The sequence below is a fragment of the Methylosinus sp. R-45379 genome (assembly GCF_001644125.1).
Classification (GTDB): Bacteria; Pseudomonadota; Alphaproteobacteria; order Rhizobiales; family Beijerinckiaceae; genus Methylosinus.
The window spans coordinates 21,666-46,050 of sequence record NZ_LUUM01000265.1 but is presented as its reverse complement, the minus strand read 5'-3'; the positions used below and the strand labels follow the sequence as shown (position 1 = coordinate 46,050).

General features: G+C 61.7%; 21 protein-coding genes. 7 read left to right on the top strand and 14 right to left on the bottom strand.

Annotated features, from left to right (window positions below):
• Positions 1 to 65: 65 nt before the first annotated feature.
• The 10 genes from mbnF to A1351_RS24835 form a co-directional block, all read right to left on the bottom strand.
• Complete coding sequence (gene mbnF / locus A1351_RS15820; protein ID WP_064033426.1) at positions 66 to 1,721, bottom strand: methanobactin biosynthesis FAD monooxygenase MbnF; 1,656 nt, start codon at positions 1,719 to 1,721, stop codon at positions 66 to 68.
• Between the two features lie 66 nt (positions 1,722 to 1,787).
• Complete coding sequence (mbnM, locus tag A1351_RS15815; protein ID WP_024881685.1) at positions 1,788 to 3,068, bottom strand: hypothetical protein; 1,281 nt, start codon at positions 3,066 to 3,068, stop codon at positions 1,788 to 1,790.
• Entirely contained in the window at positions 3,065 to 3,649 is a 585-nt protein-coding gene (gene mbnC / locus A1351_RS15810; RefSeq protein WP_024881684.1) for a methanobactin biosynthesis protein MbnC, read from the bottom strand. The genes mbnM and mbnC overlap by 4 nt, the downstream gene beginning before the upstream one ends.
• Positions 3,621 to 4,454, bottom strand: coding sequence for a methanobactin biosynthesis protein MbnB (gene mbnB, locus A1351_RS15805; RefSeq protein ID WP_024881683.1), 834 nt, complete (start codon positions 4,452 to 4,454; stop codon positions 3,621 to 3,623). The genes mbnC and mbnB overlap by 29 nt, the downstream gene beginning before the upstream one ends.
• A 79-nt stretch (positions 4,455 to 4,533) precedes the next feature.
• The gene (mbnA, locus tag A1351_RS26230) at positions 4,534 to 4,632 is read right to left on the bottom strand and encodes a methanobactin (RefSeq protein ID WP_161912153.1); all 99 of its coding nucleotides are present in this window, start codon (positions 4,630 to 4,632) and stop codon (positions 4,534 to 4,536) included.
• Positions 4,633 to 5,051: 419 nt separating this feature from the next.
• On the bottom strand, positions 5,052 to 6,029 hold the full coding sequence (locus A1351_RS15800) for an MbnP family copper-binding protein (RefSeq protein WP_064033425.1): 978 nt from the start codon (positions 6,027 to 6,029) through the stop codon (positions 5,052 to 5,054).
• Between the two features lie 63 nt (positions 6,030 to 6,092).
• Entirely contained in the window at positions 6,093 to 8,603 is a 2,511-nt protein-coding gene (locus A1351_RS15795) for a TonB-dependent receptor (RefSeq protein ID WP_036309976.1), read from the bottom strand.
• 155 nt (positions 8,604 to 8,758) lie between these two features.
• Positions 8,759 to 9,748, bottom strand: a complete 990-nt coding sequence (locus A1351_RS15790; RefSeq protein WP_245267459.1) for a FecR family protein — start codon at positions 9,746 to 9,748, stop codon at positions 8,759 to 8,761.
• 65 nt (positions 9,749 to 9,813) lie between these two features.
• Positions 9,814 to 10,314 (bottom strand): RNA polymerase sigma factor, encoded by a 501-nt coding sequence (locus tag A1351_RS15785; RefSeq protein WP_024881679.1) that lies wholly within the window; start codon positions 10,312 to 10,314, stop codon positions 9,814 to 9,816.
• A 107-nt stretch (positions 10,315 to 10,421) separates the two neighbouring features.
• Positions 10,422 to 10,871 (bottom strand): hypothetical protein, encoded by a 450-nt coding sequence (locus A1351_RS24835; RefSeq protein ID WP_134188209.1) that lies wholly within the window; start codon positions 10,869 to 10,871, stop codon positions 10,422 to 10,424.
• A gap of 891 nt (positions 10,872 to 11,762) precedes the next feature.
• Between A1351_RS24835 and A1351_RS15780 the strand changes: the two genes are divergently transcribed.
• The 7 genes from A1351_RS15780 (at position 11,763) to A1351_RS15750 (ending at position 16,872) form a co-directional block, all read left to right on the top strand.
• A complete protein-coding gene (locus A1351_RS15780) occupies positions 11,763 to 12,254 on the top strand; it encodes a hypothetical protein (RefSeq protein ID WP_134188231.1) in 492 nt (163 codons plus the stop codon).
• A 41-nt stretch (positions 12,255 to 12,295) separates the two neighbouring features.
• A complete protein-coding gene (locus A1351_RS15775; RefSeq protein WP_157096332.1) occupies positions 12,296 to 13,615 on the top strand; it encodes a hypothetical protein in 1,320 nt (439 codons plus the stop codon).
• A 155-nt stretch (positions 13,616 to 13,770) separates the two neighbouring features.
• On the top strand, positions 13,771 to 14,160 hold the full coding sequence (locus tag A1351_RS15770; RefSeq protein ID WP_064033424.1) for a hypothetical protein: 390 nt from the start codon (positions 13,771 to 13,773) through the stop codon (positions 14,158 to 14,160).
• A gap of 272 nt (positions 14,161 to 14,432) precedes the next feature.
• Positions 14,433 to 15,041: a hypothetical protein gene (locus tag A1351_RS15765; protein ID WP_157096331.1), complete on the top strand. Its 609-nt coding sequence runs from the start codon at positions 14,433 to 14,435 to the stop codon at positions 15,039 to 15,041.
• A 51-nt stretch (positions 15,042 to 15,092) separates the two neighbouring features.
• Positions 15,093 to 15,887: a hypothetical protein gene (locus tag A1351_RS15760; protein WP_024881674.1), complete on the top strand. Its 795-nt coding sequence runs from the start codon at positions 15,093 to 15,095 to the stop codon at positions 15,885 to 15,887.
• A 76-nt stretch (positions 15,888 to 15,963) separates the two neighbouring features.
• A complete protein-coding gene (locus A1351_RS15755; RefSeq protein ID WP_024881673.1) occupies positions 15,964 to 16,554 on the top strand; it encodes a hypothetical protein in 591 nt (196 codons plus the stop codon).
• A gap of 6 nt (positions 16,555 to 16,560) precedes the next feature.
• On the top strand, positions 16,561 to 16,872 hold the full coding sequence (locus tag A1351_RS15750) for a hypothetical protein (protein WP_157096330.1): 312 nt from the start codon (positions 16,561 to 16,563) through the stop codon (positions 16,870 to 16,872).
• Positions 16,873 to 17,542: 670 nt separating this feature from the next.
• Here the strand turns inward: A1351_RS15750 and A1351_RS25875 are convergent.
• From A1351_RS25875 to modA, 4 genes are all read right to left on the bottom strand, one after another.
• Entirely contained in the window at positions 17,543 to 17,719 is a 177-nt protein-coding gene (locus A1351_RS25875) for a hypothetical protein (protein WP_245267458.1), read from the bottom strand.
• A 71-nt stretch (positions 17,720 to 17,790) separates the two neighbouring features.
• Positions 17,791 to 19,512: a ShlB/FhaC/HecB family hemolysin secretion/activation protein gene (locus A1351_RS15740; protein ID WP_024881670.1), complete on the bottom strand. Its 1,722-nt coding sequence runs from the start codon at positions 19,510 to 19,512 to the stop codon at positions 17,791 to 17,793.
• Positions 19,513 to 19,540: 28 nt separating this feature from the next.
• Positions 19,541 to 22,819 carry an S-layer family protein gene (locus tag A1351_RS15735; protein ID WP_024881669.1) on the bottom strand — a complete coding sequence of 1,093 codons (3,279 nt, stop codon included), beginning with the start codon at positions 22,817 to 22,819 and terminating at the stop codon, positions 19,541 to 19,543.
• A gap of 559 nt (positions 22,820 to 23,378) precedes the next feature.
• A complete protein-coding gene (modA, locus tag A1351_RS15725; RefSeq protein ID WP_024881668.1) occupies positions 23,379 to 24,233 on the bottom strand; it encodes a molybdate ABC transporter substrate-binding protein in 855 nt (284 codons plus the stop codon).
• Positions 24,234 to 24,385 lie beyond the last annotated feature (152 nt).

Genomic DNA, 24,385 nt, shown 5'->3' with positions numbered 1-24,385 from the left:
CCTCGGAACGCTCTGCGAGCTGGCGGGATTTTAGGAAGCGGGCTTTTTGGGGCTGACATGGCTCCTCACGGCACGACTTTGGCCATCGACGCGTAAGCAGGCGGCGAAGGTGGGATTTCGCGCCGATCGAGACAGCGCGCGCGATCGAGGGAACGCCTCAGAATTGCTTCGGAATCCGCGCTCCCGTCGACTGATCGCGATGCGATGAAGCCGTCGGGGCGCACGAGCAGCGCTCCGCTCGGTCCGAGCCCGGTTCGCGAGAGAAATGCGCCGGTCGGATCATCGACATCCACTCCGATCAGAAAGGCTCTCAACGGCGCGTCTTCTTCGCGAGAGAGCGCTCGCGCGGCCTCGATCCATGCGGATCCGGAGGGACCGGCCAGCAGCACAAATCCTTGTCCCACGAGATCATGCGTCGAAATCTCGACGCCGTTTCTGACGAGCGGAACATGCGCGAGTCGGGACCCGGGCTTTCCGCTGGGATGCAGCGTATCGTCCGCCGGCAGTCCATCGTCTGGCTCGTCCAAGGAAATAGCCGGCGATCGATAGCGATAGCTCATCGCGGCGTCGAGATAGTTGACTCGACCGAAGGCGTCAGAGAGATCGGAGCGGTCCTGACGAAGCCGCTCGACATAATTCTCGGTCGCACGCGCGATCGAGAGCTGCGCGACGGGACGGCGCTCGGCGTCATAGGTGTCCAGCAAAGCCGGGCCGGCCTCGCCTTTGATCACCATGGCGAGCTTCCAGGCGAGATCGGCCGCATCCTGGATCGCTGTTTGGCCGGCAAGTCCTCCGACCGGCGGCATTATATGGGCCGCGTCACCGGCGAGAAACACACGGCCGAGGCTCATTCGTTCGGCGAGCAACGCCGACATCCGCCAGGGAAGGACGTTCAGAATTCTGACGTCGAGATTGGGTTGACCCAACGCCGCGCACACGAGCTTCTCACATCGCTCGGCATCGAAGTCCGACACGGTTTCGCGAGCCGCGTCATATTCGACATTGAGCTGCCCACGGTCGGGATCGTCGCAGCTGACGAAGGCTCCCGTGAAGTCGCGATGACGTAAGTAGCAGAGAAGGAAGCCGCGCTTCCCCATCGCGATCGACAGATCGGCTTGGAAGAGAATGGACACTGCGTGAGACACGCCGTCGAGTCCGATCATGTCGACGCCGAGCGCTCTGCGGATAGCGCTGCTGCTTCCATCGGCGGCGACGAGATAGTCGGCATGGACCATCGTCTCCTCTCCACTCTCCGTGTCGCGCAGACAGGCGCGGACATTGTCCACGTCTTGCGATACACGGATGAGCTCGGTCGAAAAGCGAATGTCGGCGCCATGCGCTCGCGCATGGCGAAGCAGCACCGGCTCGACGCGATCCTGGCCGGCGCTGCAAAGCATTGCCGGCGAGAGCGGGCGCGGATCGAATCCGCCCGGCGTCGCCATTATCTTTATGGGCGAGCTCGTGACCGTCTCAGCGACCATGATCGTCGTGTCGCCGGGCGCAGCTCGCGTGACGAGGCGCAGGTCGTTTTCGAGGCCAGGAACCTGCCGTAGCAGCTCGAGGCTGCGAAGATTGAACCCGTGCGCTCTGGGATGATCGGAGAGCGCGGCGCGGCGCTCGATGAGCCGGCACGGAACGCCGCGGATGGAAAGCATCAGCGCGGCCGTCAGCCCCGCATATCCGCCGCCCACGATCAAAACTGGCGCATGTTCGGATGGCATGGTCCTGCAACCTCCTGCTCTCTCGCGTCGCGTCTTCTCTCGGCGCCCCTCGCGGATCATGGCTTTTCAGAGGGCCGCGTTCGCGCGCACGCTGCTCCTGGGCAGTGTGAGACGCCGCCAGAGCCACAGCGCGCAGATAGCCTCAGGGACGATCAGCGACGTATAGGTCAACGGCGGCGAATCGGCCGCGAGTCCCAACGCCAAAAGAGGCACGGCGCAGGACCAGAGCGCGACGCTGTCCGCTTTCGCGACCTCGGCGAAAGCTCCGCGCGACAGCAGCGCGGCCCTCGTCACATTGGCCGCGTGTCGAAGCGGTAGTGAAACGGCGAGCGCCACGATCAGGGACGACCACCAAGGCCCCTGCTGACCGTACAGATCGCCGAGCAGATCGCGGCTTGTGAACAGCACGAGCGCAGCGAAGAAAGAGACGGGCGCGCCGCGAAGCCAAAGCGCGCGGACGAGCGGCGCGATGACGTCGTCCCCGACGCGCGCCAGTCGGAAAGAGAGAAAGCGCGTGAGCGCCAGCAATGGCGCGAAGACAAGGAGCATCAGCGTCTGTCCGGCGGCATAGGCGCTCAGCCGAGAAATGTCGTAATGTCCGAGCCAGGGGGCCGCGAAAAGCATGACGCCGACCGTTACCGCGAAATGCACCGCGACAGTTCGCTGCGACTCCCACGCCGTCGAACGAAAGAAACTCCTAGCCAAGGAACAGCTCGGAATGTGGAACGGCGCTGCGTGACGCGAAGAGAGGATGCGCCAACACCATATGGACGAGACGATCGCAACGACGAGCCCGCTCGCGAAGCAGCCCCGAAGCCCCAAGCCCAGAACGCCGATGAAGAGGAGATTGCCACCGATCTTCAATGCGCCTTCGATCAATTTCCAGCGAACGATGGAAACGCCTTCGTCCAGCGCATGGAGAATGAGAATGGCGGCGGTGACGGAGAAGCGCAGGGGCGTGGCGACCGTGTACAGGTAGATAGCCGTCTCGATCTGCGCCGCGACTTCGCCCTCGCCTGCCACCAACGCAGCCAATCTGGGATAGAACATGAAGCCGAGAAGCCCGCAGAACAGGCCGCCGATCGCCGAGAGGAACAGCGCGCCGCCGATCGCTGTCGCCCCGTCGGCTGTGCGTCGCCTTTGCGCGACGATGGTCGAGGCGACCGTTCCCATGGCTGTCATCAGCACGAGATCGAGCAGCGCCAGACGCGTGAGAAGAACATAGGCGCTCTGCGCGTCGCCTCCCAGCCACCCCAGCGTGACGATATCCACCTGCAGCACGAGCTGCGTGGAGCCGATACTGACGAGCAATGGCCAATATCCGCGCCAGAAGCCGCTTTCGATCATCGCGGTATCGGCCGCCAGCCGGGAAAATGGCCGAGTCTGAGACTTGGCGTGAAGAAATAGCCGAACAGGCCGTCCGGCGCCGGAAGCGGCTCCTCGAACTCGAGGCGCTCCACCTGGTTCAGGCCGCAATAGACGCTGTCCATCTTCCAGCCGACCACCACTCCATCGATCAGAGGCGTGCCGATCACGACGCCGAGGTCATCGACATTGCGATCATAGCCGAGCCAGCGAGCGGCGGAGGCCGTCATCATCGACAACAATAGTTCCTCGCTCAGCCGGTCCCGAAACTCCGACTGCGCCAGCCATTGATAGACCCACAGAAAATAGGTCCAATCGAAGGACAGCTTCTCCTGTCTGGCCCAGGCCATGAAAGGATGGAAGATCGACGCTCCGTCCGGGCCGGACAGATCGAGCAGCAATGGGCAGGTGTCGAACAGCGTGTGCCAATAGGCGCGAAGGCTTATGTCGATGCGGATATAGGAACGTGACTCGCGTGGATAGGTCGCGAGCCGCGCAGGGTCGATAAGATCGGCATAGAGATCGGCGTCGATTCTAGCTGGCGCAGGCGACAAGATCGGCATGCTCGAGCTCCTGAGTGTGGGGGAATATCTCGCGCAGACGCTGCAGATCGACTGCAATCGAATCATAGTCGATGTTGATGTCGCGCTCGTAGGTGATCGTCGCGCCGGGCTTGTCGAATGACGAGCGCATCGAGGACAGAAATTCGATCGTATCCGGCGCCATCTCTCGATCATGCGCGTCGACGATGACATGAGGCGCGCTGAATGACTGCGCATAGCCCGCGACATGAAAATGCTGCGTCGTCTCGACGATATCGTTCCAGAGGTCGAGCGGCGCGCCGCAATTGTGCTTCGCGCAGACGGCGTTCGATGCGTCGAAGAGAACTCCCGCGCCGGTCTCCTTGGATAGGCGCCGATAAAAGGCCGGCGCATCCCATCCGCCCTCCATGATCGATGGAAAATTTTCGAGATAGAGGCGACGTCCGAGCAAATCCTGCCACTTCTCGACGCGCCGTCGAACGGCGTCGAATTGCGTCTCGTAATCTATTTCGCCCAGGTTGTAGAAGCATCTGCCTTCATGTGTAAAACGTAGCAAATGGTCCGACACGTAGATCGGGTTCAATGCGTCGATGAGAATCCGTATCCGCTTCGCCAGCTTGCCGAGGACCTCGTCGTCACTCTCGAGAAATTTCGAGAACATGATATGAAATGCGATCGGGCAATCGAGAGTCGTCTCCAGCTCTTTTGGGGGGACATGGAGAAAATTGTCGATCAATAGCTCACAATAGTCGATCTGGCGCGCCTTGATCATCCGCTGGACCATGTCGAGGGTCGCGTTGAGCGTGAAATTGAAGCCGATCAGCATATCGAAACAGGCCTCCAAGAAAATGACCGTAGGTCTCGAGACGCCGCCCCCGGCGAATGCGACGGGGGCGGCCTGCCGATCAGGGGCAGAGCGGGCCGCACATCGGGCACGAGCTGCACATCGCGCCCAGACGACCGACGACCGGGAGAACTTCCTTCTTGGCGATCTTGATAGCCATTGCTTCCTCCTGAAAAACGCCGAGTTGAGCCAGTCTGACTGTATTATACAGAATAGACAAAGCAGCGCATCTGCGGCGTTCAGCCATGCGACAAATATATAATGGCTGAAAATTCTCCAATTGCAATACAAAACCGCATATTTTTCTCGCCGTTGGCCGAAAATAGCTGAGTGTAAAAAATATATACATTGCGTACGTAGTATAGATTGCACAAATACATTTTGTGGCGCAGGCCTCCAATGGGCCGGAGACGCGCGCTGAGAGATCGATCCAGCGGCAGCGCTGCGCGTGATTATCGATGAACTCTTCGAGCGTCGCGGTCGTCCCGTCATGCATGCAGGGCGACCGCGCCACAATGTTGCGGCGCGGTCGCCGCTGCGGCGATATCGGCTACGAACGCGAGCGAAGCGGTGCGCGTTTCATTGCTTGCCGCCCACGATCTTCGCCGGCTTGGCGGCGCCGACCTTGAAGACCGGCGAGACGCCGGGCTTCGTCTGCTTGCCGGCGTCGCCAGCGCCTGGAGCGCTTTCCGCGAGATTGAGACCGAGCGCCGAGAAGATCGCCGGGCATTCTGGATCGTCCAGCGCGGTCATGCAGCCGATCGCGCCACCTTTGTCGACAAGAAGATCGGTGTTCTCGAACAGGCGCGTCAGATCGAACTCGACGCGTTGGGTCTTGGGATCGAATCGGTCGAAGGTGACGGTGAAGCGATTCTCGCGCGCGCAGGAGACGATCTCGCCCGTCGCCGGATTGCCCTTGCAGCCCGACGAGCCGAGATGCGTCATCCATATCCGCGTCTTCGAGCCGTCGGACTTGGTGATGTACGGCGCGGGCGGGATGACTTCCACGAGAAGAAATTTGCGGCCGGCCTGCCAGTTCCACGCCATGGCGGCGATGTCGAGCGGCGGGACCGCGGTTTCCGTGCTCGAATGATTGAGCGAGACGATCTTGTCGTCCGCCATGCCCTGGACCGGCACGCCGATCGAGAACTCGAGTCCTGCATAGGCGCCAGCTGGCGCGGTTCCGCCGACCGTCGTGTTCTTTGCGGGATTGGTGTCGGTGCAAGGCGTGTTGCCGCCGCGCGCGTCCTTGAAGTCGAGCAGAGCGACGCCGGCATATTGCCAGTCGTTCTGCGCGAGAGCGACGGGCGTGCGCACGCCCTTCGCGTCGATCAGCTTCACGTCGTGAATATAGAAGCGGGCGTCGTGCAGCTTCGTCTCGAGACGCCCGCTACCGAGATTGGACAGAGGCGCAGCGCAACCGACATCCTTACCATCCGCCGTCAGCGCGAAGCGGAGCGTCACCGCCTGGTCCCGCGCTGCGGCGCCGTGACAGGTTCCGACTGTGAGAGCTGCCATCAGCAGCGCCGCGAGCTTCGACTTTTGTTCCCGCATCATTCGTCGCTCCTACCAGCTGGATCGCACCCTCGTTTCAGTCGGCCGCCGAATTCGCAAACGGACTTAGAACTCCACGCGCAGAGAGCCGAGGAAAGTGCGCGGCGCGCCGGTCTGGATGGTGTAGCGGTCGTAAGAGGCCGGAAAATATCTCGCATCGCCGATATTCTTCACATTCAGCTGACCCGTGACGGTGAGGCCGGCGATCTGCGTCGTGTAGGAAATCATGCCATTGACGATCGCATAGCCCGGCACGACGAAGGAATTCGCATTGTCGCCGAGATAGCTCTCCGAGACCGACACGCCGGCTCCGAGGCCAAGGCCGCGGAAAGCGCCGTCCGCGTCATATTTGATCCAGAGATTTCCGTAATTGCGCGGACTTCCCGCCAGCTTCTTTCCGGTGACGGCGAGCTGGGTCGTGATGAGGGTGAGCGGATTATAGGAGGGCGATCCCTCCACGGTGCGCACATCGTCATGCGTATAATTGGCGATCACGCTCCAATTGTCGTCGATGCGGCCCGTAAGATCGAATTCGAAGCCCTGGCTGCGGGCCTTGCCGATCAGCAGCGTGTTTCGCGTGTTCGTCGGATCGGTATAGGGGACGTTGGACTTGACGATGTCGAAATAGGCCATCGTCAGCGAGAGGCGCTTGTCGAGGAGCTCCGCCTTGATGCCTGCTTCATATTGCTCGCCTTTCTGCGGAGCCAGTGGCGCGAGATTTTGCGTCGTGCCGTTGTTCGCGCCGAAGGACTGCGTGAAATCGCCGAACAGCGAAAGCCAGGGAAGCGGCTGGTAGACGACTCCGACGCGCGGGCTGAAGGCGTTGGAGTAGACATTCACATAAGAGGCGCGCGCGGCATAGTCGGACGTGCCGATCTTGTTCGAGCCCGTTTCCGTCCAGTCGTAGCGGCCGCCGAGCAGCACATGTACCGAATCGTCGAAGAAGGAGAGCATGTCCTGGCCGTAGACGCCGGTCCATTTCTGACCCGCGGCGCCGTAGCTGGCGGTCCCTCGATAGGGATTCTCCGGCAGCCAATAAGTGGGCGCATAAATATTGATCGTGCTGATCGGGCTGAAGAAATAGGTGATGTTCACGGGCAGGTAGGTCCCGAAATAATCATATCCGAACAGCACGGAATGCTCGATCGGCCCGGTCGTGAAACGGCCCTTCAAATCAACATTGGCGCCGAAGCTGTCCTCGCCATAGCCGGGCAGGAAATTCACGACACGGTTCATCACTCCCGTCGCCTGATTGATGCCCAGTATCGAGAGATTCTCGTTGTTCGTGTCGATGTGGTAATAGCTGAGCCGGTTCGTCAGGCTCCAGCCGGGAAGGAATTCGTAAGTCGCATCATAGGCGATGCGCTTGCGCTCGAAGTGGTTCGGCGTCGATTTCATAATGGACGGCTCGCCCAAATATCGGCTCACCGGAATATTGGCCGGAGCGCCGCCGATCGCAGGGAAGGTCGGATAATCGTCGACATAGGTCTTGTTCTGATATTCGAAATCGATGTTCATCTTGAACTGCTCGACCGGACGAATGGTGATCGTCGGCGCGATGAAAAGATTTCGATCGGTCACGAAATTGCGGTAGGAATCGGTGCTGTAGAACTCCCCGTTGAACCGGTAGAGAACGCTCTTCTCGTCGTTCAGCGGCCCAGTAGCGTCGAGAGTCGTTCGTGTCCCGCCGAAGGATTTCACCTGTTGCTGCAATGAATAATAAGGCGTCTCGAGCGGTCGCTTGACGACCAGATTGATGATGCCGCCGGGCTCGCCTCTGCCGAACAGCATGGCGGCCGGACCTTTCAGCACTTCGATCGCTTGCAGATTCGTCGTGTCGAGATTGCGCAGCCTATATTCCATCAGCCCGTTCTTGTAGACGTTGCCGACGGTGTTGTAGAAACCGCGAACCTTGAACAGCTCGATGCCGCTGATCCCTTGCGTCACGCCGCTGACATTGGAGAGCAAGGCGTCGTTGACGGAGATCGCCTGCTGATCGTCCATCGTCTGGCGCGTCACCACCTCGACCGTGATCGGAGTCTTCAGTAGCGGCGTGTCCGTCTTCAGCGTCGAGGGCGCGCGGACGGCGTTGTAGCCGGTGTGCCGATCTCCCGGCCCTTGGCTGCCTGCGCCCGAGCCGGGGCGGCTTGTCGGACGATTGGGCTCGGAGCCGATATCGATCGTCGGCAGAGGCGTGGCGCCGCCAGCGCTCGCATCGTTGCGAGTGTCGCCGGCTTGAGCCAGGACGATCAGCACCGACTTGCCGTTGGGAGACAGCTCGTAGCTCAGCCCCGTTCCCGACAGGACTTCCGACAGCGCCGCCGCGAGACTATGCGATCCCGAGACGCCTCTCGTCCGATACGAGCGGGTCAAGCGTGAGTCATAGACGATGCGCACGCCGCTCGCGTCAGCGACGCTGTTGAGCGCAGTCGAGATGGGGCCGGCCGGAATGTCGTAGCTTCGTACGATCTCGGCGATTTCCTTCTGCGGCATCTGCGCATGCGCTTCGGCGCGATCCGCGTTCGATCCGAATGCGAGAGCGCCCATCGCGGTCAGGATGGCCGTCGCCCCCATCATCCCACCCTTCGCTGACTTGCTGCCGTGAGGAATCCGATCCGACATCTCGTTTTGGTCCTGTCCCGTCTCCTGGCGGCAGACACCACGCCTCCCACTCAGACAAGGACGAACCGACCCCTCCCGCGGGGAGGTCGACGAGCAAAAAAAATCCTCTCTTATCCCGTGAGCACGACGAGATAGCCGAGATCGAGAGCGCGAAGGCCGAGAGCCTTCTCGATCGCGGAGATGGCGGCGATCGGATCTGCCGCGTCGAACACGCCGCTCACGCGCCTTTCTCGGATCGATGGATCGAGAATGAGAATATATCCGCTCAGATAATGTCCGAGCACAGAGACGACCTCGGCGAGCGGCTTGTCGTCGAATATCAGCTTTCCGCGACGCCATGCGGCGACATGGTCGACTTGCACCCGGTATGGATCGACCGCGGCGACGCCCGGCCCAAAAGCGCTCTGCTCGCCTTCATCGACGATGATCGCCGGGCCACCCGTCATGACGCGCACCCGATGCTGCGCGACAGTGATCTCCGTTCGCTCCCCCGTCGTCGAGATGTCGAAGCTCGTGCCGAGAGCCGTCACCGAGCCGCGGGCGACCAGAACGGAAAAGGGCCTGCCGGCGTCCGGCGCGACGTCGAACCAAGCCTCGCCCTTCAGGAGGGTCACATTGCGCTTGCCTTCGTCGAAATCGAGCGAGATGGCCGAGCGAGGGCCGAGCTCGATCCGCGATCCGTCGACGAGCCGAATGGTCCGCGTCTCCGCGACGCCGGTGCGGGTCTGCGCCCTCAACATGATCCAGGCGTCGTCGAAAAAGACATAGGACAACAGCGTTATGGCGAGCCCCGCGAGGACGGCGGCGACGCGAACGCGCCGCGTTCGGCGCGGCGGAAGCACTTCGAAGGCGTCTATGAGCGGCCGCAGGTCTTCGAGATCGCCCCAGATACGGCAAACCTTCTCGAATGCCTCGCGGTTGGCCGGATCATGCGTCAGCCAAATGACGAACGCCTCGCGCTCCTGCGGAGTCGGAGCGCGACTGTCCAGGCGCGTCCACCATTCGATGGCCGCTCTCCGACGGTTCGCCCGATCACGGGGAGCGTCATCCTCCTCCATCTCCGCGCCAATCTGCCTCTTATAGGGCGTTATCGCCGCCATTGATCCACTACTTTAGCAGGACGGATGCCGACAGTGATATAAGGTGGGCGTCTCGATGTGAAAATTTAGTCGAGCGCCGCATGGCACCTCTCCAGCGCCAGCCGCAGATGCTTGAGGACCATGTTTCGGGAAATGCCCAGCCGTTGAGCTATTTCGTCCGGCGAAAGATCATGGAAGCGACGTAAGATGAAGACTTCCCGACACTTAGGGGGCAGGCCTTTCATCGCGGCGTACAGCAAGCGGGCGCTTTCCTTCGCCTCGCAAACTTGTGACGGATCGAGTCCGGTCTCGGCGATCTCGGCCGGGATGTCGCCTGGCGCGACGTGCTTGGCCATGGTCTTGGAATGACGGGAGAAGTCGCGCGCGAGATTGATCGCCGTCGTTCGTAGATAGGCGTCCTCGTCGGCGATCGGTCCGACTTCCCGACGCCGCAGCATCCGCACAAAGGTCTCTTGTAGAAGATCGAAAGCGTCCTCGTAACCGACGCGACGCGTGAGACAGTCGAGAAGATCGCGCTTGTTGCGCTCGAAGAGCTCGCCGATCGAACGGCCATTGGTTCTGAACATGATGTGGCTTCCGCTGGAGCCTCGAACTCGCGATGGCGGCGAAGCGAGAGGCCGCCCGAGCGGGCCCCGCCCCGAACGATTTTCCCGCTCCAGAGCGGGAGAAGCGTTCAGGACAGACGCGGCGGAGCGCGGGAAGAGTGAGAACTCGTCCAGGTCGTAAGGTGACGGTCGATGTCGTCGACGCACGTATCGGCGACGTCGGTCGAGGTCAGAGGGGCGAGAAAATCGGAGACAACGCCGAGGAAGAAAAGCAGAGTAGGCTGATCGTCACGACCACCCGATGCGCAGAGAAGGCAGCATTGATCGGCGGTATGGTGGTCCTGGATCGGCGCTTTTGGATCCGACGCGGAGGCGAGTCTGCAAATCTCATAATTTCCAGACTCGAAAGCGGCGGAGGTGTGAGAACGGAGCGCTTCCACATTGCGCGCATAGGCAAAACTGCTCTGCAATGCGACGAAACAGATCAAAGCGCCGATAATGGCGCTCGCCGATAGTTTTCGCTGTGCGCCCCAGTTCATCATGCGTGATTTGTAAGCCCGCCCCTTGTCATTGGTCAAGTTTAGGAAGGACCGAGAAAGTTCCAGCGCGATCGTCGAGCCGAGCGGACTCGCGAGGAATGCGGCAGGGACAGGAAAATGCCGCCGGGGGCATGGCGACGGTCGTCGCCGACGCAATGACTGACGCTCGCAGCGACATGCCGCGGTCGACGGCATCGGACAAAGCGGCCGCCGCCTTACCTGACGATGAAGAGAGACCGAGCCAAGAGGCCCACGATCGACACGCGGGCGATTCCATTCGGCCAGATCGCGATCGCCGCCTTGTTTCCCTCGGTCTTTCTGAACATCTTCGGACACCCGCGCCGAGCGCCCGTCTTCTCCTCCGCCTGACCGCCTCGACTTCGACCATAGGCGCATTGGTAACTTCCGACGTGAGCTTGTCAACGTCACGAAAGGAAACGTCTGGGCCGGCGGACCAGCAAAAGCTCTTTGTCTGTTGCAGAATCCCAACGTGGCGAGAGGTGCGGACTTTTCCAGCGGTCTTTCCCCCCGACCCAAACCAAGAGCGTCCGTACGTTACGCCCAGTGACGCCGGATCCGGGAATGTCAGCTTCCGGCGTAACCAGACGTTGGCCCTGCGGGCGCGACGGGGCCGCAATGGGTCATAGATCCCACTTCGCGGCCCGACAGGGGAGGTCGCGCCGTCGCTCGGCAAGGACGCGTCGACAGAGCATTGGCGAGGGCGGCGCGTGCTCGACCGCCGTTCTTTTGGAATGCCCCTGTCTCGAATCCCGTTGAAATCCCCGTTGGAATTGACCCGGCCCTTGTCGAGGGCGGCAAAATCAGCGAGCTTGAGCTCCAGAACGACTGGCGTCCTGGCGGATGTCGGCGAGCATTTCCCCCGGCGGCCGACACGAGCCCGTTCCGCCCAAATCGGAAGATAAGGAAACGATGAACATGAAACTCCCGCTGCTGGTCGTCGCCGCTACGCTCGTCTGCGCCAGCCCTGCGCCGGCGCAGGTCAAAGGATTTGGCCCGGGTTTCGACAACTGGAATTTCACCGCGACGAAAGAGGGGAAGGGCGTCACCAATTGCCGCGCTACGCGCAGGGTCGGCGGGCGCGACGACATCATCGCGCTGAAGACAGATCGCAAGGACTATGTGAGCGTTCGCGCTGAAGACCGCAAAGGCCGCTGGGCCGAATCCTTCATCGTCCCCTTCCGCGAGCCGTCCAATGGTCAGCAATACCCAGGCACGGTGGAAGCCGACGGCAAGCGCATGTGGATGTTGGTCGACCGCAATTTCATCGAGACCATCATGCAGCGCGGCGGCTATGACCTTTACCTCGGCGGCAGCGAGGACACCGACAAGGCGCCGCTCGGCAGTCAGGCGGCCAAGGCCTTCATTCGCCTGAAGGAATGCATCGTCGCCAACGGAGGTTGACCGCCGTCTGGATCGTGATCCAGCCAACGCAGGAATTGATAATGAACGTGTTGAATTCGGGCGCTCTCAGGAGTGCTGAACGCATGTATCGCTGCGCCTTGGTCGGGCTGGCGCTCGCGGCGAGCCCGATCATGCTGCACTCGGCGGCGGCGCGGCCGGTGCAATGCAAGCTGACGGTCGACGGCAAGAGCTTTACGAACGGCGATTGCGACTTCGAAGCGCTGGGCAAGGACGGCTCTTTCATTCTCAGAGCTAAGAGCGGCATTTTCGTTTACGTCACGGTCAACGCGCCCGGCGTCGCGGACGCCAGTTGGAATGAGCAGCCTTCATCGACGCATGCGCAAGCGCCGCTCGGTGAAGTTCGCCAGCAAGGCGCTTGCTGGTCCAATAAGCGCACGATTCTCTGTGCGTGGCAGCCTGGCCAAGCGCCGACGCGCCCGACCGCCGAGGTCGTCCCCCCAGTGGCGACGCAGGCGACGGCGCCTCGCATCGCGACTCCCTCTCTCGAGGCGGCGGAGCAAAAGGCCGGCCTGCTGACGCTGTCGGGGATGCGCAGCGGGACGGCGTGCATGATCGCGGAAAGTCCCAAGAAGGGCGCGCATCTGGTGATCGGCAAGGGAGACGAGTGCAGCGGGCCGAATGCCCATTTCGTCCTCGGCTCCGACAATATCGTTCAACTCGCACAAGCTCCCGATTTCTGCGTCGCCTCCAAAGATCGTGCCGGAGAGCCCGCTTTTGTCGGTGAGTGCGCCACCGCCAGCCTTCTCGTTTACAACGCAGACGAGCGATCCGTCGGCGCCGTGGCCGGCGAAGCGCTTTGCCTCGGCCTGAAAGGGCGTCCCGAGGAAAGCCAGATCGCGTCAGGACAGCCCTTCGTCAGCAAGACCTGCGCGAAAGCGCTCGACCAGACGCTGAGCTGGCAAGGCGTGAAAGGCGCAGCGCAGCCCGTGGCCAACGCGACGGCGCCGGCAAGTGCGCAGACGCAAACCGCGGCCAGCGGTCTTTCGGCCTCGAGCTTCAAACCGGTCTCCAACGATGACCTGTCGAAGCTGGATTTTGGCGGGTGCAGCTTTACCTTGTCGCGCGGCCACGACATGCTCGTTCTCGTCGACATCGAACATCCCAAGAAGAGGGCGGTCTTCAAGATCGACGGCAAGCTGACCACCATCGAGGCGTCCGCCGCGAGCCCCGGCGCCTATTGGACAGGGAATTCGGGTGGCGCGGTTTTGCGTCTGATCAAGGGCAAACGCGATCCGAAATACAAGAACGACGGCGGCGGCCAGGGCGGCGACGGAAGCCTCGAATGGAGCGGCCCCGGAGGCGCGGGCGCGTTGCCGCTGCGGTGGGAGGAAGGTTGCTGAGCAGCAGCCAACAGCGAGAGCGGAGCTTGCAGGCGTCATCTGCGGCAGTGTGGCGGCGTCCGCTCTCGATAGGTGAAGTCGCTTTGTCAAAGGCGGCAAATTTGGGAAGATTCGAGCGGGGATCGCCCGCCAGATCGAGTTCAAAGAGGGTGAAGATGAAAAAATATGTCGCGTTATCGTTCGCTCTCGGGGTTTTCGCCAGCATAGAGGGCGCATTGGCGATGCCTAACGATCCGGATCAGTCGCCGGCCGCTCTCGGCACGGTCTGGAACGAGACTGAAGCCGGATGGCAGGGAAGCTGGACCCGTGTCGGGAAAACCGAAAAATACAAAGCAGTCTGGACGAAGGGGGATCGCGAGGTCCGCGCAGATTTGACGATGAGCATCACCGGCGATGCGGTGTCGATCGTTCGCCGCGACACATCCGGCCCAGGCGTCGGCAAGGGCTGTCAATACAGCGGAACGATCAAGGGCTCCAACGTCACCGGGCAGTACAGCTGCGACTGGGCGAAAGGCCCCAAGCCTTGGTCCGCCAATATCCGATAGGACGAGGTTGCCACGGCGCTCGCGATCATGACGATCACAATCGGCCTGATCGATGACATAGGGGTCGCTCCTTCTCGTCCGTCTGCCGGCGCTTGCGTCTTTGGCGGAAACTTTGATACAAGTCGAACGGTCTAGTTCAAGCATCGGAAAAGCTTGATGGAAATGGTTCACTCGAGGGATGTGGCGAAGCGTTCCATTCGAGCATCGGCCTCCGGCGCGACCGGGGCGCCCAAGTGTATTGGAGCAAGCAGTGTGAATTGGAGCAAGCAGTCTTGAGAAACGGCCGCCATTTGCCCGTCATCCTCGCTGCGCTGGCGACGAGCCTTTGCGCTCCCGAAGCCAATTCCGCCCCGCGCGCCGGAGCGCCGGCGGCCGAGGTCGTCGCGACCGCCGCGGATATAGAAGAAATCGCGCCGGGTCTGTTCCGAAACTGGGAAAAGCTGTCCCATGACTGGGCCTTGCTTCACTTCACGAAAGACAAGGCCGGCAAGACCGTCGTCGGTTGCGACGCGGTGAAATTGACCGGTTCGGAGATCGGCTTGCGAGTCTCTGTCGACAAGGCCAGCCGAGCGCTCACTTATGGCTTCATGGGCGTTGGAACCGGGCTGATCACGAAGCCCGTCAAAGTGACCTATTGGTTCGACGACGACATGGCGGGCGCGCAGACGATCGAGGCCAGGATCGTCAAATCGCCGGATGACATGGAATGGCTGAGCGCGTCGCAGAGCGGCGGCGAGACCGGCCTAAAAGACAAGCTGCGGACGCTCACGAAGATCACTTTCGCTTATCCGGACGAAGGCAAAAAGCGTAACCAAGCCTTTCCTCTGGCCGGCGCGAACACGGCGCTCGAAAAGCTCTACGCCTGCATCGGCTCGAACTGAGTTTCGACCGCGATCCGAACGCGATCAGCGTACAAACAGGAGCAAAAAGACGTGACCATTCGCCAGTCATTCGCCGTAGGAATCGTCCTCGCAGCTCTCGGTTCTCCCCTATCGGCCTCGGCGGACGAGACGGCCTTCGAGCAACTGGGCCGCTGGTCCGTCGCCGCTGTCTCGAACGGCGGCAAGTTCGCCTATTGCTCCGCGGATGTCGACAATGGGAAAGTGCAGCTTCGGCTCGCCACCAATGGCGACACTTGGCGCGTCGGCGTTCCCTATTACGAAAGCAAGAAGAAAATCGCCGGCTATTACGGCTTCGGCGACGCCGCCGAGCAGGCCGACTTCAAGGTGTCGGAAGAGGGCTGGGCGTTTCTGGCCATCGACAGCGACCAGTTGAACGCGTTTCTGAGCAATCCGTCCTTCTCGATCAATCTCGATCGCGGCTTGCAAAGCTGGAAGCTGTCCGGCGCCGGCGCCGCGATCGAGAAGGCGAGCGCATGCGCGCGTAGCAAAGGCCAGAAGCAGGCGGCGGCCGCTGTATCGCCGACGCCCGGGACCGGCCGGGACTGCCCGCCGCCCGGCAAATACCGGTCGCAGAACAGCGCCCGCCCCGTGACGGTGACTTTTTTCAACGGCTCGAAGCGTCCGGTCGAGATATACTGGATCGGGTTCGATGGGCAGTGGAAGAAATACCACACGCTCGGACCCGACAAAAACGTGAACCAGAAGACCTTCGCGACGCATCCTTGGGTCGCGACCGACGCGCGCGGCAATTGCTTCCGCGAGGTGTTCATGCCGGACCCGGACGGCGGGCCGGAGAACAACAATTTCCAAGTCTGGTTCGATTGACCGTGCTGGCGCGCGGACGCGAATCGATGAGGCGGGACTGAAAATGTCGGTCGGGCCACAAAGCTGAGGACGGAAGATGATCACGTGGCGCAGCGCGATGATCGGCGTGAATTTTATGGCGGTGACGCCAGCGTCGGCGGAACGGCTTCCGGCGTTCGGCAACGGCGAGATGTCTTGCGGCGAATATGGCAAATGGGCAGTCTCGATCATCAAGCGCGCGCAAGGCAAGGGTTGCGATGTGCGTCGCAACAATGAATGGCTCGACGCACCACGCCATGCGCGCTGGTGTCTGGGCCAATCCCCTCAATCGATGCAAAAGGGGCGCTCATCCATATTACCGGCGTCGCGCATCGCTGCGCGCGCCAGGGCGTCGACGTCAGGTAGAGCAGCAAAAATCGTGCTCACGAAGTCGCCCACCGCCGAGCGCCGCCCTGATCACGGGCGCCGAGCGGAGCGCGAGCACGACGCCATGGGCCAACAGGAGAACCGTGTCTTGAAGATAGTCGCGAAAATTCTTTCCGCCGGCCTCGCCGTGGCCTTCGTCGCCGCTGCGTCGCAAAATGCGGCGGCCATGCCGAACGACCCGGATCAACCCGCCGTGAAAGGCCAATTCTACCAGCAAAAGGGCCAGCCGGCGGTGATGTACCAATACACCGACTCTCTCTGATGCCATGTGTATAGCCCGGACCAGATGAATGCCTATGGCGGCTTCGCGCAGGTCAAGAAAGTCCCTGTGCTCGCGATGGTCGGTCGGCAGACGGGCGATTGCGGCTGGCCCAATGGATTCTACCGTCGCAGCAACGAACCTGCCGTCTACCGGCTCAGCGGACAGGGCGTCGCCCCGAACATCGGCGCGGACATTTGCCATGTCGTCAACGAGCAGCAGATGGCGGCTTTTGGCGGTTTCCGCAAGGTCGTCGTCGTGGAGCCGATTTCGGACCTCGGCCGGGGGCGTCGCGCCGTGACGGAATGCAAGAACCCCTGATCGCAGGCGCGTCCGGCGCGTCTGCGCGGTCTCCGCTCAGCCGAATTTTCGATGGGTCGGGTCGTGCAAAAGACGTGGCGCTGCTGCTTCGGTCCAAAGTGGCGCAGCTTCCGCGAATGCCCGCTTGGGGTAACAGTTCCCCCGTCGCCGTCGGGAAGGGGGAACTCGCGCCAATAGCGGCCATTTGTCTGGGCGACCCGGAGGTCCGCTTTTCCTGGATTTCGCGGGCCTTCGCGGAACGGATCGGCTGGCTATAGACACCCGAAGCCTGCGCGGTCCGGCTAAAGGTCTCTTGGCGAGTTTGTGTCCCCGACGGCTGGCGGCGGCCGACTTTTTCGAAACCGGTCCAAATGTGCCGTCAGGATTTCCGGATCCAAAAGCCTCATCGCCGGATTTGAGCCACCACGAGCCTCGCGGTTTCTCGTAAGTTATTCCTCCGCGGCGAGCTGCCGGGCGTCGGAGAGAACCTTGACGGCAAGTCCGGCAACTCCAATCGCGGCGAGGATCAGAATCGCCGTATCCCGCCGAGTCGGGGCGTCATTCGTGGCCGCGTCGATACCCCCAGCCTGCGCGACGAATGGCCACGTGGCCATGAGAATGCGAAACTCGGTCGGGGCCGAGACCGATGTCGCTCATTGGCCGCGCGTGAAGCGCGATCGTCCGTACGTAATTATAGGCCGAGAACAGCAGATAGCAGGCGAGAATGAATGACGCCGACCTTGGTCAGGCGCAGAGGCGTGACCGAGTCGGGCAGCGCCGCGACGATCACATCGGCGAGCTTTTGTTCACTCGCGGCGAGGAATCGCCGATCGAACTGTTCGCCACGCTCGCTTATGAGATACGCCACGCTGCACTCCATTTGTTCGCTTTACGCGCCGATCTTTCCTTCGTTCGACTTATCGCCTGACGCCACCTTGCTCAGAAGGTGAAGCCGACCTGCAACAGCCCCTTTGTGTGCCGGTCGTAGGCCGTCGCGCCGCTGTTCGTCCCATAGGTGTGCGCGGCTTGCGCCTTCAGCACCAGAAGACTGCCGCCGCCAATGTCATAGGTCGCATAATAGCCGACGCCGACATCATTGACGCCCGTATAGCTGCGCTGCGTTGTCGTATAGGAGCCATTCTCCAGCCAGACTCCGCCTATGTCGGTGAAGACGCCCAGCGCATGGCGGTAATTCTCGATCTGCGGCAGCGCATATTTCAGTTCCGGCGTCACGATATAGCCGCTGTCGCCGGCCAAGCCTTCGTCGAATGAGCGCACGCCCCAGAAGCCGCCGAGACTGAACTGCTCGCTGCTGTCGAGATTGCCATAGAGCGCCTTCTGCGCGCGCAGATAAGTCGACAGCGAGAATTTCTCATCGAGTGCGATCGTCGCATTCACCGAGAGATTGATGCGATAGAAATTGCCGACCGTGTCGGCGCCGGCGCGGTTCTGAATCTTCTGCGTCACATCGAGATAATTCACATAGCCCGAGGTGAAGGAGAGCGTCGAGCTCGTCGCCAGCGGCAGGCCGAACAGATCTTGCGCCGTGTCGCGCGTCACGCCGAGCGTGCCGAGGGCAATGTTGCGATTGGCGGTCGATGTGTCGGCGATCTTGTCGTTCAGCCACTTGTGGGTGAAATTCGCCCAAATGGAAATGCTCTCTTCGCGCTGACGCTGCAAGGCGTAGCTCAGAGTTCCGGTGAGCGCATAGGCGCTGCCGGTGGCGTCGAGATCCTTATAGGTTCCGCCGAGCGCATAAGTGGTGCGATAGGCGCCGATCTCGGCGCGCAGACCATCCGGCCCGAGCGGAAGCGAATAAGCGACGCGGCCATTGGCGAGCGCAGCGCGCTCGGAGACGATCGCCGAGCCCGACAGACGATCGCCGAAGCCGAGCGGCGAATTAATGTTGAAGCCGCCGTTCAGGCGATCGCGGCCCGTGTAGGGCGAGCCGAAATTATCGCCGAGCAGATAGCCTTCGACGCGTTTTCCTTCCGGCACGGCGAATTGAAAGTCCGACGTCTCCTGCGCCTTGCCGGGCGAGACGACGATGCGCGGCACGCCGGCGCCGGGGAGATCGGAGACGAGCAGCAGCGCGCGCTCGAGGGCGTCCTTGTGGATGAGCGCTTCATCCTCGAGCGCCGTGTCGACGACGCCTTGCAGAAAGTCGGTGTCGACGGCCGAAGAGTTCTTGACGAGCACGCTGCCATATTTGCCGATGACGAGCTTGATCTTCAACGATCCGCTGCGCGCATCCTGCGCCGGCACATAGGCCTTGGCGACGAGATAGCCTTTGGCGCGATAGAGCAGCGTGACTTTATCTGCGGCGCCATAGATATCGCCGAGCGTGAGCTTGCGGCCTTCATAGGGCGCGAGAATCTCGCGCAGCTCGGATTCTTCGACGAGCAGCGGCCCCTCGACAATGAAATGCTTGACGAAGAGCGTCTCTTTGCTGGCGAGAGTGAAGCGCGGTTCGGCGATCTGCGGCAGCACGGGCGCGCTCGGACGCGGCGCCACAGGCCGCGACTCTTCCGCCTGACGGACAGCGTCGCCGATATTATAGGGCAGAATGGGCGTAGGCGCGCTCTGCGCGAAGGCCTGCGGCGCGGCGAGGAGGAGGACCGGCGCGGTGACGCGGGAGAGAAGAAGAACACGAAGTTTCATTTGGATCGACTTTTCTGATGGAAGCGGTTCACTGGGCTTTCGGCGCGGGCGCGAGATCCCTGCTATTGGGACCGAGGTCGAAATGCTGTCCGTCGACCTCGATGCTGCGGATGCGCGCGCGATAGCCGGCGCCGGGCGAAGGGGCATGGGTCCCGCGCGCGCCGCCCGCGGTCGCCGCGGATGCATGGCGCGCCGGCGCGTGCGCGGCTGGAAGCTGCGTCTGCGTCGACTCTTGGCCCGTGAGATTATCACCGACATTCGCCGAGGCGTTGGCCGAGGCGACGGCGGCTTTGCCGGCGGCTGTCGAGGCCGCCGCATTCTGTCGCTTCGTCGCGGCGACTTCCGCGGCGTTGGCGATCACATTGCCGGCAGCCGCGGCCGTCCGCTGCGTCGCGGCGCGCTGCGCGGCGGCGCGCTGCGCGGCGGTGCGCGCCGCCGCCTTCTCGTCACGATAGGTGCTGTTGGTGACCGCGCCCGTGCTGGTGTTGCTGCCGATCAGCGATCCGCCACCTTCGTTCACGGTTCCAATTGCGCTAGAGTTGCTCACCGTGCCAATGCTCAGCTGAGTGGAGCCGTTGAAGCCGATCAGGCCGCCGACAGCGCTCACTCCGAAGACGTCGCCCGACGCAAAAGCATTGCTGACGCCGCCGACATTCATGCCGACAAGCCCCCCGACCTGGTTTATTCCTGTCACATTGCCGCTCGCGGACACGTGGTCGAGCGTGCCGCCGTTCGTTCCCGCGAAGCCGCCGGCCTGTTGTCCTGCGGTGGTCTCCGCGGCGGGGCCGCCGACATCCTTCGCCGTGACATCTCCGCTGGCGGTGGAGTTGCTGATGACTCCGCCGGCGGCGGCGCCGGCGAAGCCGCCGACGGCATATTGCCCCGTCACATTTCCGGTCGCGCTGGAGCCGGTGATCGTCCCGAAGTTGGTGCCGACCAGCCCTCCCACCTGGGTGTAGCCGAAGACATTTCCGGAAGCGCTCGAATTGGTGATCGAGCCTGATCCCAATGCGGCCAGTGTCGAATTGGGGACGAGGTTGCCGCCGACCAGACCGCCGACGTTCTGACTGCTGTTGACGGCGTTTCCCGTCACATCGCCGCTCGCGTAGGAGCTGTCGATCTTTCCGCCGTAATTATAGCCGACGAGCCCGCCGATATAGTTGCCGGGTCCCGAGACATCACCCGTCGCATAGGAGTTGACGACCGTGCCGATATAGCTGCCGTTCACCCCGTTCTGGCCGACCAGCCCGCCGAGGGCGCTGCCGTCCACGACTCCGCCGTTGTTCGCGAGGACGGCGTCGGTCGCTCCGAAGGCCACATCTCCCGTCGCATAGGAGCTTTTGATCATACCCCCGTAATTGAGCCCGACGAGGCCGCCGAAAGCGGTGCGCACCGTGCCGGCGGGAGCGGTGCGGGCGGTCACCTCGCCCATCGCATAGGAATTGCTGATGACGCCATTGGTCGCGCTATTGGCGTAGTTCGATCCGACCAGGCCGCCGACGTTGTACCAGCCGGAGACGTCCACATCGGCCCAGGAATCGGTGACATATCCATATTGGTTGCGCGCGACGAGGCCGCCGACCGGCGAGGTGCCGATGACCGTGCCGGTCGCATAGGCGTTGCTCACAGTGCCCCAGCTGAGCCCGACCAGCGTCGCGGCATAGCCGGAGCTCATATAGACATTCGCATTGACGAGGCCGATATCGCGCACCGTCGCCGATGTCGCAGAGGAGGAGCCGAGCGTGCCGATGAGCGCCGCGAAGCCAGTCGCCGTGGTGTCGTTGATGGTCAGATTGCTGATCGTATGGCCGAGGCCGGCGAGCGTGCCGGTGAGCGTGCCGATCACGGCTTTGGAATAGGTCGTGCCGGAGGCGTCGATATCCTGCGCCAACGCATAATATCCGGTCGCTGTTACGCTCGAATAGGCCGCCAGATCGGCCATGCTGTGAAACAGCGTGTAGGCCTTGCCGTTGATCGTGAGACTCGCGCTCGTCCCGCTCAATGTCACCTTCGCGCCATTGTCGATGTCGACATAATAATTGGTCCCCGAGGTCGCGCTGCCGGCCGAGGCGTAATTGCCGTAATTCATCACGAGGCCGGCGCTCGTCCCGGTCGCGGTGATCGGCGCATTGACGTAGATGTTGTTGGTCGCATTCAACGTGAGGATCGTGTTGCCGGACCAGCTCACCGCGCTATTGACGTAGATATTGCCGTCCGTCCCGCTGCCGCTCGTCGACCAGAGCGTGATATTATTGCTCGCGAGCAGGCTGCCGAGCAGCGTTCCGGTGATGTCGCCGCCGGTCCCGATGGTGAAGCCGTCGGGATCGATGATCCACGAGCCGGTCTCGCCGGTGGAGGAGGCCGTCGTCACCGCGGCGCTGTCGGCGATCGTCACCTTATTGCCGGAGGTCTCGATGGTCCCGCCCTTGCCGCCATTGGGAGCGGAAGCGTCCAGCGTGCCGGAGACCTTGGTCGTGCCGCCCTGCGCCAGCAGCTTGATCTTGCCGATCTTCACGCTTCCCGTGGATGAGGAGCCGCCGGTCAGATCGGCGAGCGTGCGCGCCTGGATGATTCCGCTATTGTTCACCTGCGCCGAGAGAACCGCATCGGCCGCCTTGGCGGTCATCACCACATTGCCGCCGTCGGCCTTGATCAGTCCCTTATTCTCGACGAGGGCGTCATAGGTTCCCTTGTCGATCGTCACATCGAGCAATGAATCGCCGCTGAAATTGAGCGTGATCGCATCGCCCGAGGCGAGCGCGATCGTCCCCAATTTGGCGTTGATCGTCCCTTCGTTGGAAACCGTCTTGCCCAGCAGGGCGACATAGCCGCCGTCCGCGGCGCTGATCGTCCCCTTATTGACGACGGAGGCGGCGGAGGAGCCGGAGAAAGTGTAGTTTCCGGCCATGAAATTGGAATTGGAGATGTCGAGCGTGGAGGCGACGAGCCCGCCCACATTCACCTGGGCGTCCTTGGTGAACATAATGCCGTTGGAATTGATGATGAACACCTTGCCATTGGCGTTGAGCGCGCCGGCGATAATGCTCTGCTCATTGCCGACGACGCGGTTGAGCGTGACGGCGAGCGCCGAGGGCTGATAGAAATTGACCGTCTCGCCCACGCCGATGGAGAAGGTCTGCCAATTGATGATGGCGCGATTGGTGGATTGGGTGACATTGGTGACGCTGGTCGTGGAGGAGATGGTCGCCGCGCCGTCGACCACGACGCCGCCCGTCGGATTGGCGAGCGCCCGAGGCGGCGCCATCAGAGCGGCAATCGCCGTCATCGTCGCGAAAGAAACTTGCATGCCTCGCGCGCGATCGGAAAACGGCGGCCGGCCGGCCAATCGCGATGGGGATGTCGCGGCACATGACTTGCTCTTTTTGGGGATCATCGGGGCGTCTCGGGATTTCGACAATATGTATCTGTGTTATATTATGAATGGCGAAGCCTCAGTCAATTAAAAAAAATCAGCTGCGCGTGAGATTCGCGTGACAACCATGGAGCATGGACGCAAATAATCGAGGGCATATTGCAAGCGCGAAAGCGTTTGCATCTATTTCAGGCGGCGCTGGGCCAATGCTTGACTATCACGCAGGCCTTTGCCTGTTTCGAAGTCGGCTCTTGACGCATTTTAATTCAACCCGGGCCGCGGATTTTTGTGCGTAAATATAGTATGGATAAATAGTCCGGTGGCGCGCGTCGATTATGGAGGTCTTCGCGTTCACATAGCCCGAGCCATATTTCGGCGTGGCGGCGTTTCGCTGAGACTCGACGCTAAAAAGCGCCGCCGTAGCTCGACTACGACGGCGCCTCTCGTCTCTCGCGACCGCTCGGAAACAGCAGGCGGTTCCTCGTTGATCCGATTACGGGAGAATATAGCAATATTGAGTGATGTAACCTTGAGCCGTCGATCCCGTCAGATAGCTGATGAGATTGGCCAGCACAGTGTCCTGGGCGGAGGTGCGGCTGCTATTCACGACGCCGACCGCATTCTGGACGATTTGACTGTACGGATGAGTTGTGTCGTTGTAAGGATATTCTTTGTATGAATAGGTATTTCCTGTCGCATTGAAGGTATATGTGTTCGTCGAAGCATCATATCTGCAGACCTTCGATTTTGCGATGAAGCCTTGCTTGTTGGTGCCGTTCGCCACGGCCGTATAGGTGTTGTCGATATTGGTGGCAAACGACACGTTGCAGCACGGGAGCGAGCCCGATGATATGCTCCACGGAGATTGCGACAGCACGGTGCTGGCCGCGACGCCGTAAGGCGCTTTGCTCGGGTCGGCGATCACCAGACTGTGTGGGAAGCTGCCAGATACCAGCGATTCGAGTCCCGCGCTGACATTCAGACTGGAACCGGCGTTGGTGGAGGACCATAGCAGAATTTCGCCCTTGGCGTAGGTGAACGGCGTGCCCGTCGCCCATCCGGCGGACGCGACGGTCGCAGGATATGATGTGTCGGCAGACAAGAACAGATCATATCCCGGGCTGTTGCCGGACGTGATAGCGGTGGTGATGACTCCCGAGGATGCCGAGGTGATGACGAAAGTGTCTCCCGGATAGTCGCTTTCGAAGGCGGACTTGATGTCGCTCAAGGTTCCGGCGAAATTCGCCGCCACCGCCACGTTGATCGACGTCGCATTTGCCGACGAGTCCATCGTCAGTGTGAGAAACGACACGCCGAGGGCCAGCACGGCGCTATATTTGCTAGGCATATTGCTACCTCTCTCGCGATAAAACGTTCACGACGACGATATGTGTCGCCGCAAAGTTGTCCAATATGTTTTGTAATTGCCCGGTTGCGACAGATTTATCGCTGCCGTCGAGCAATATATAACTACGATACATTACGCATATCTGTCAAGGC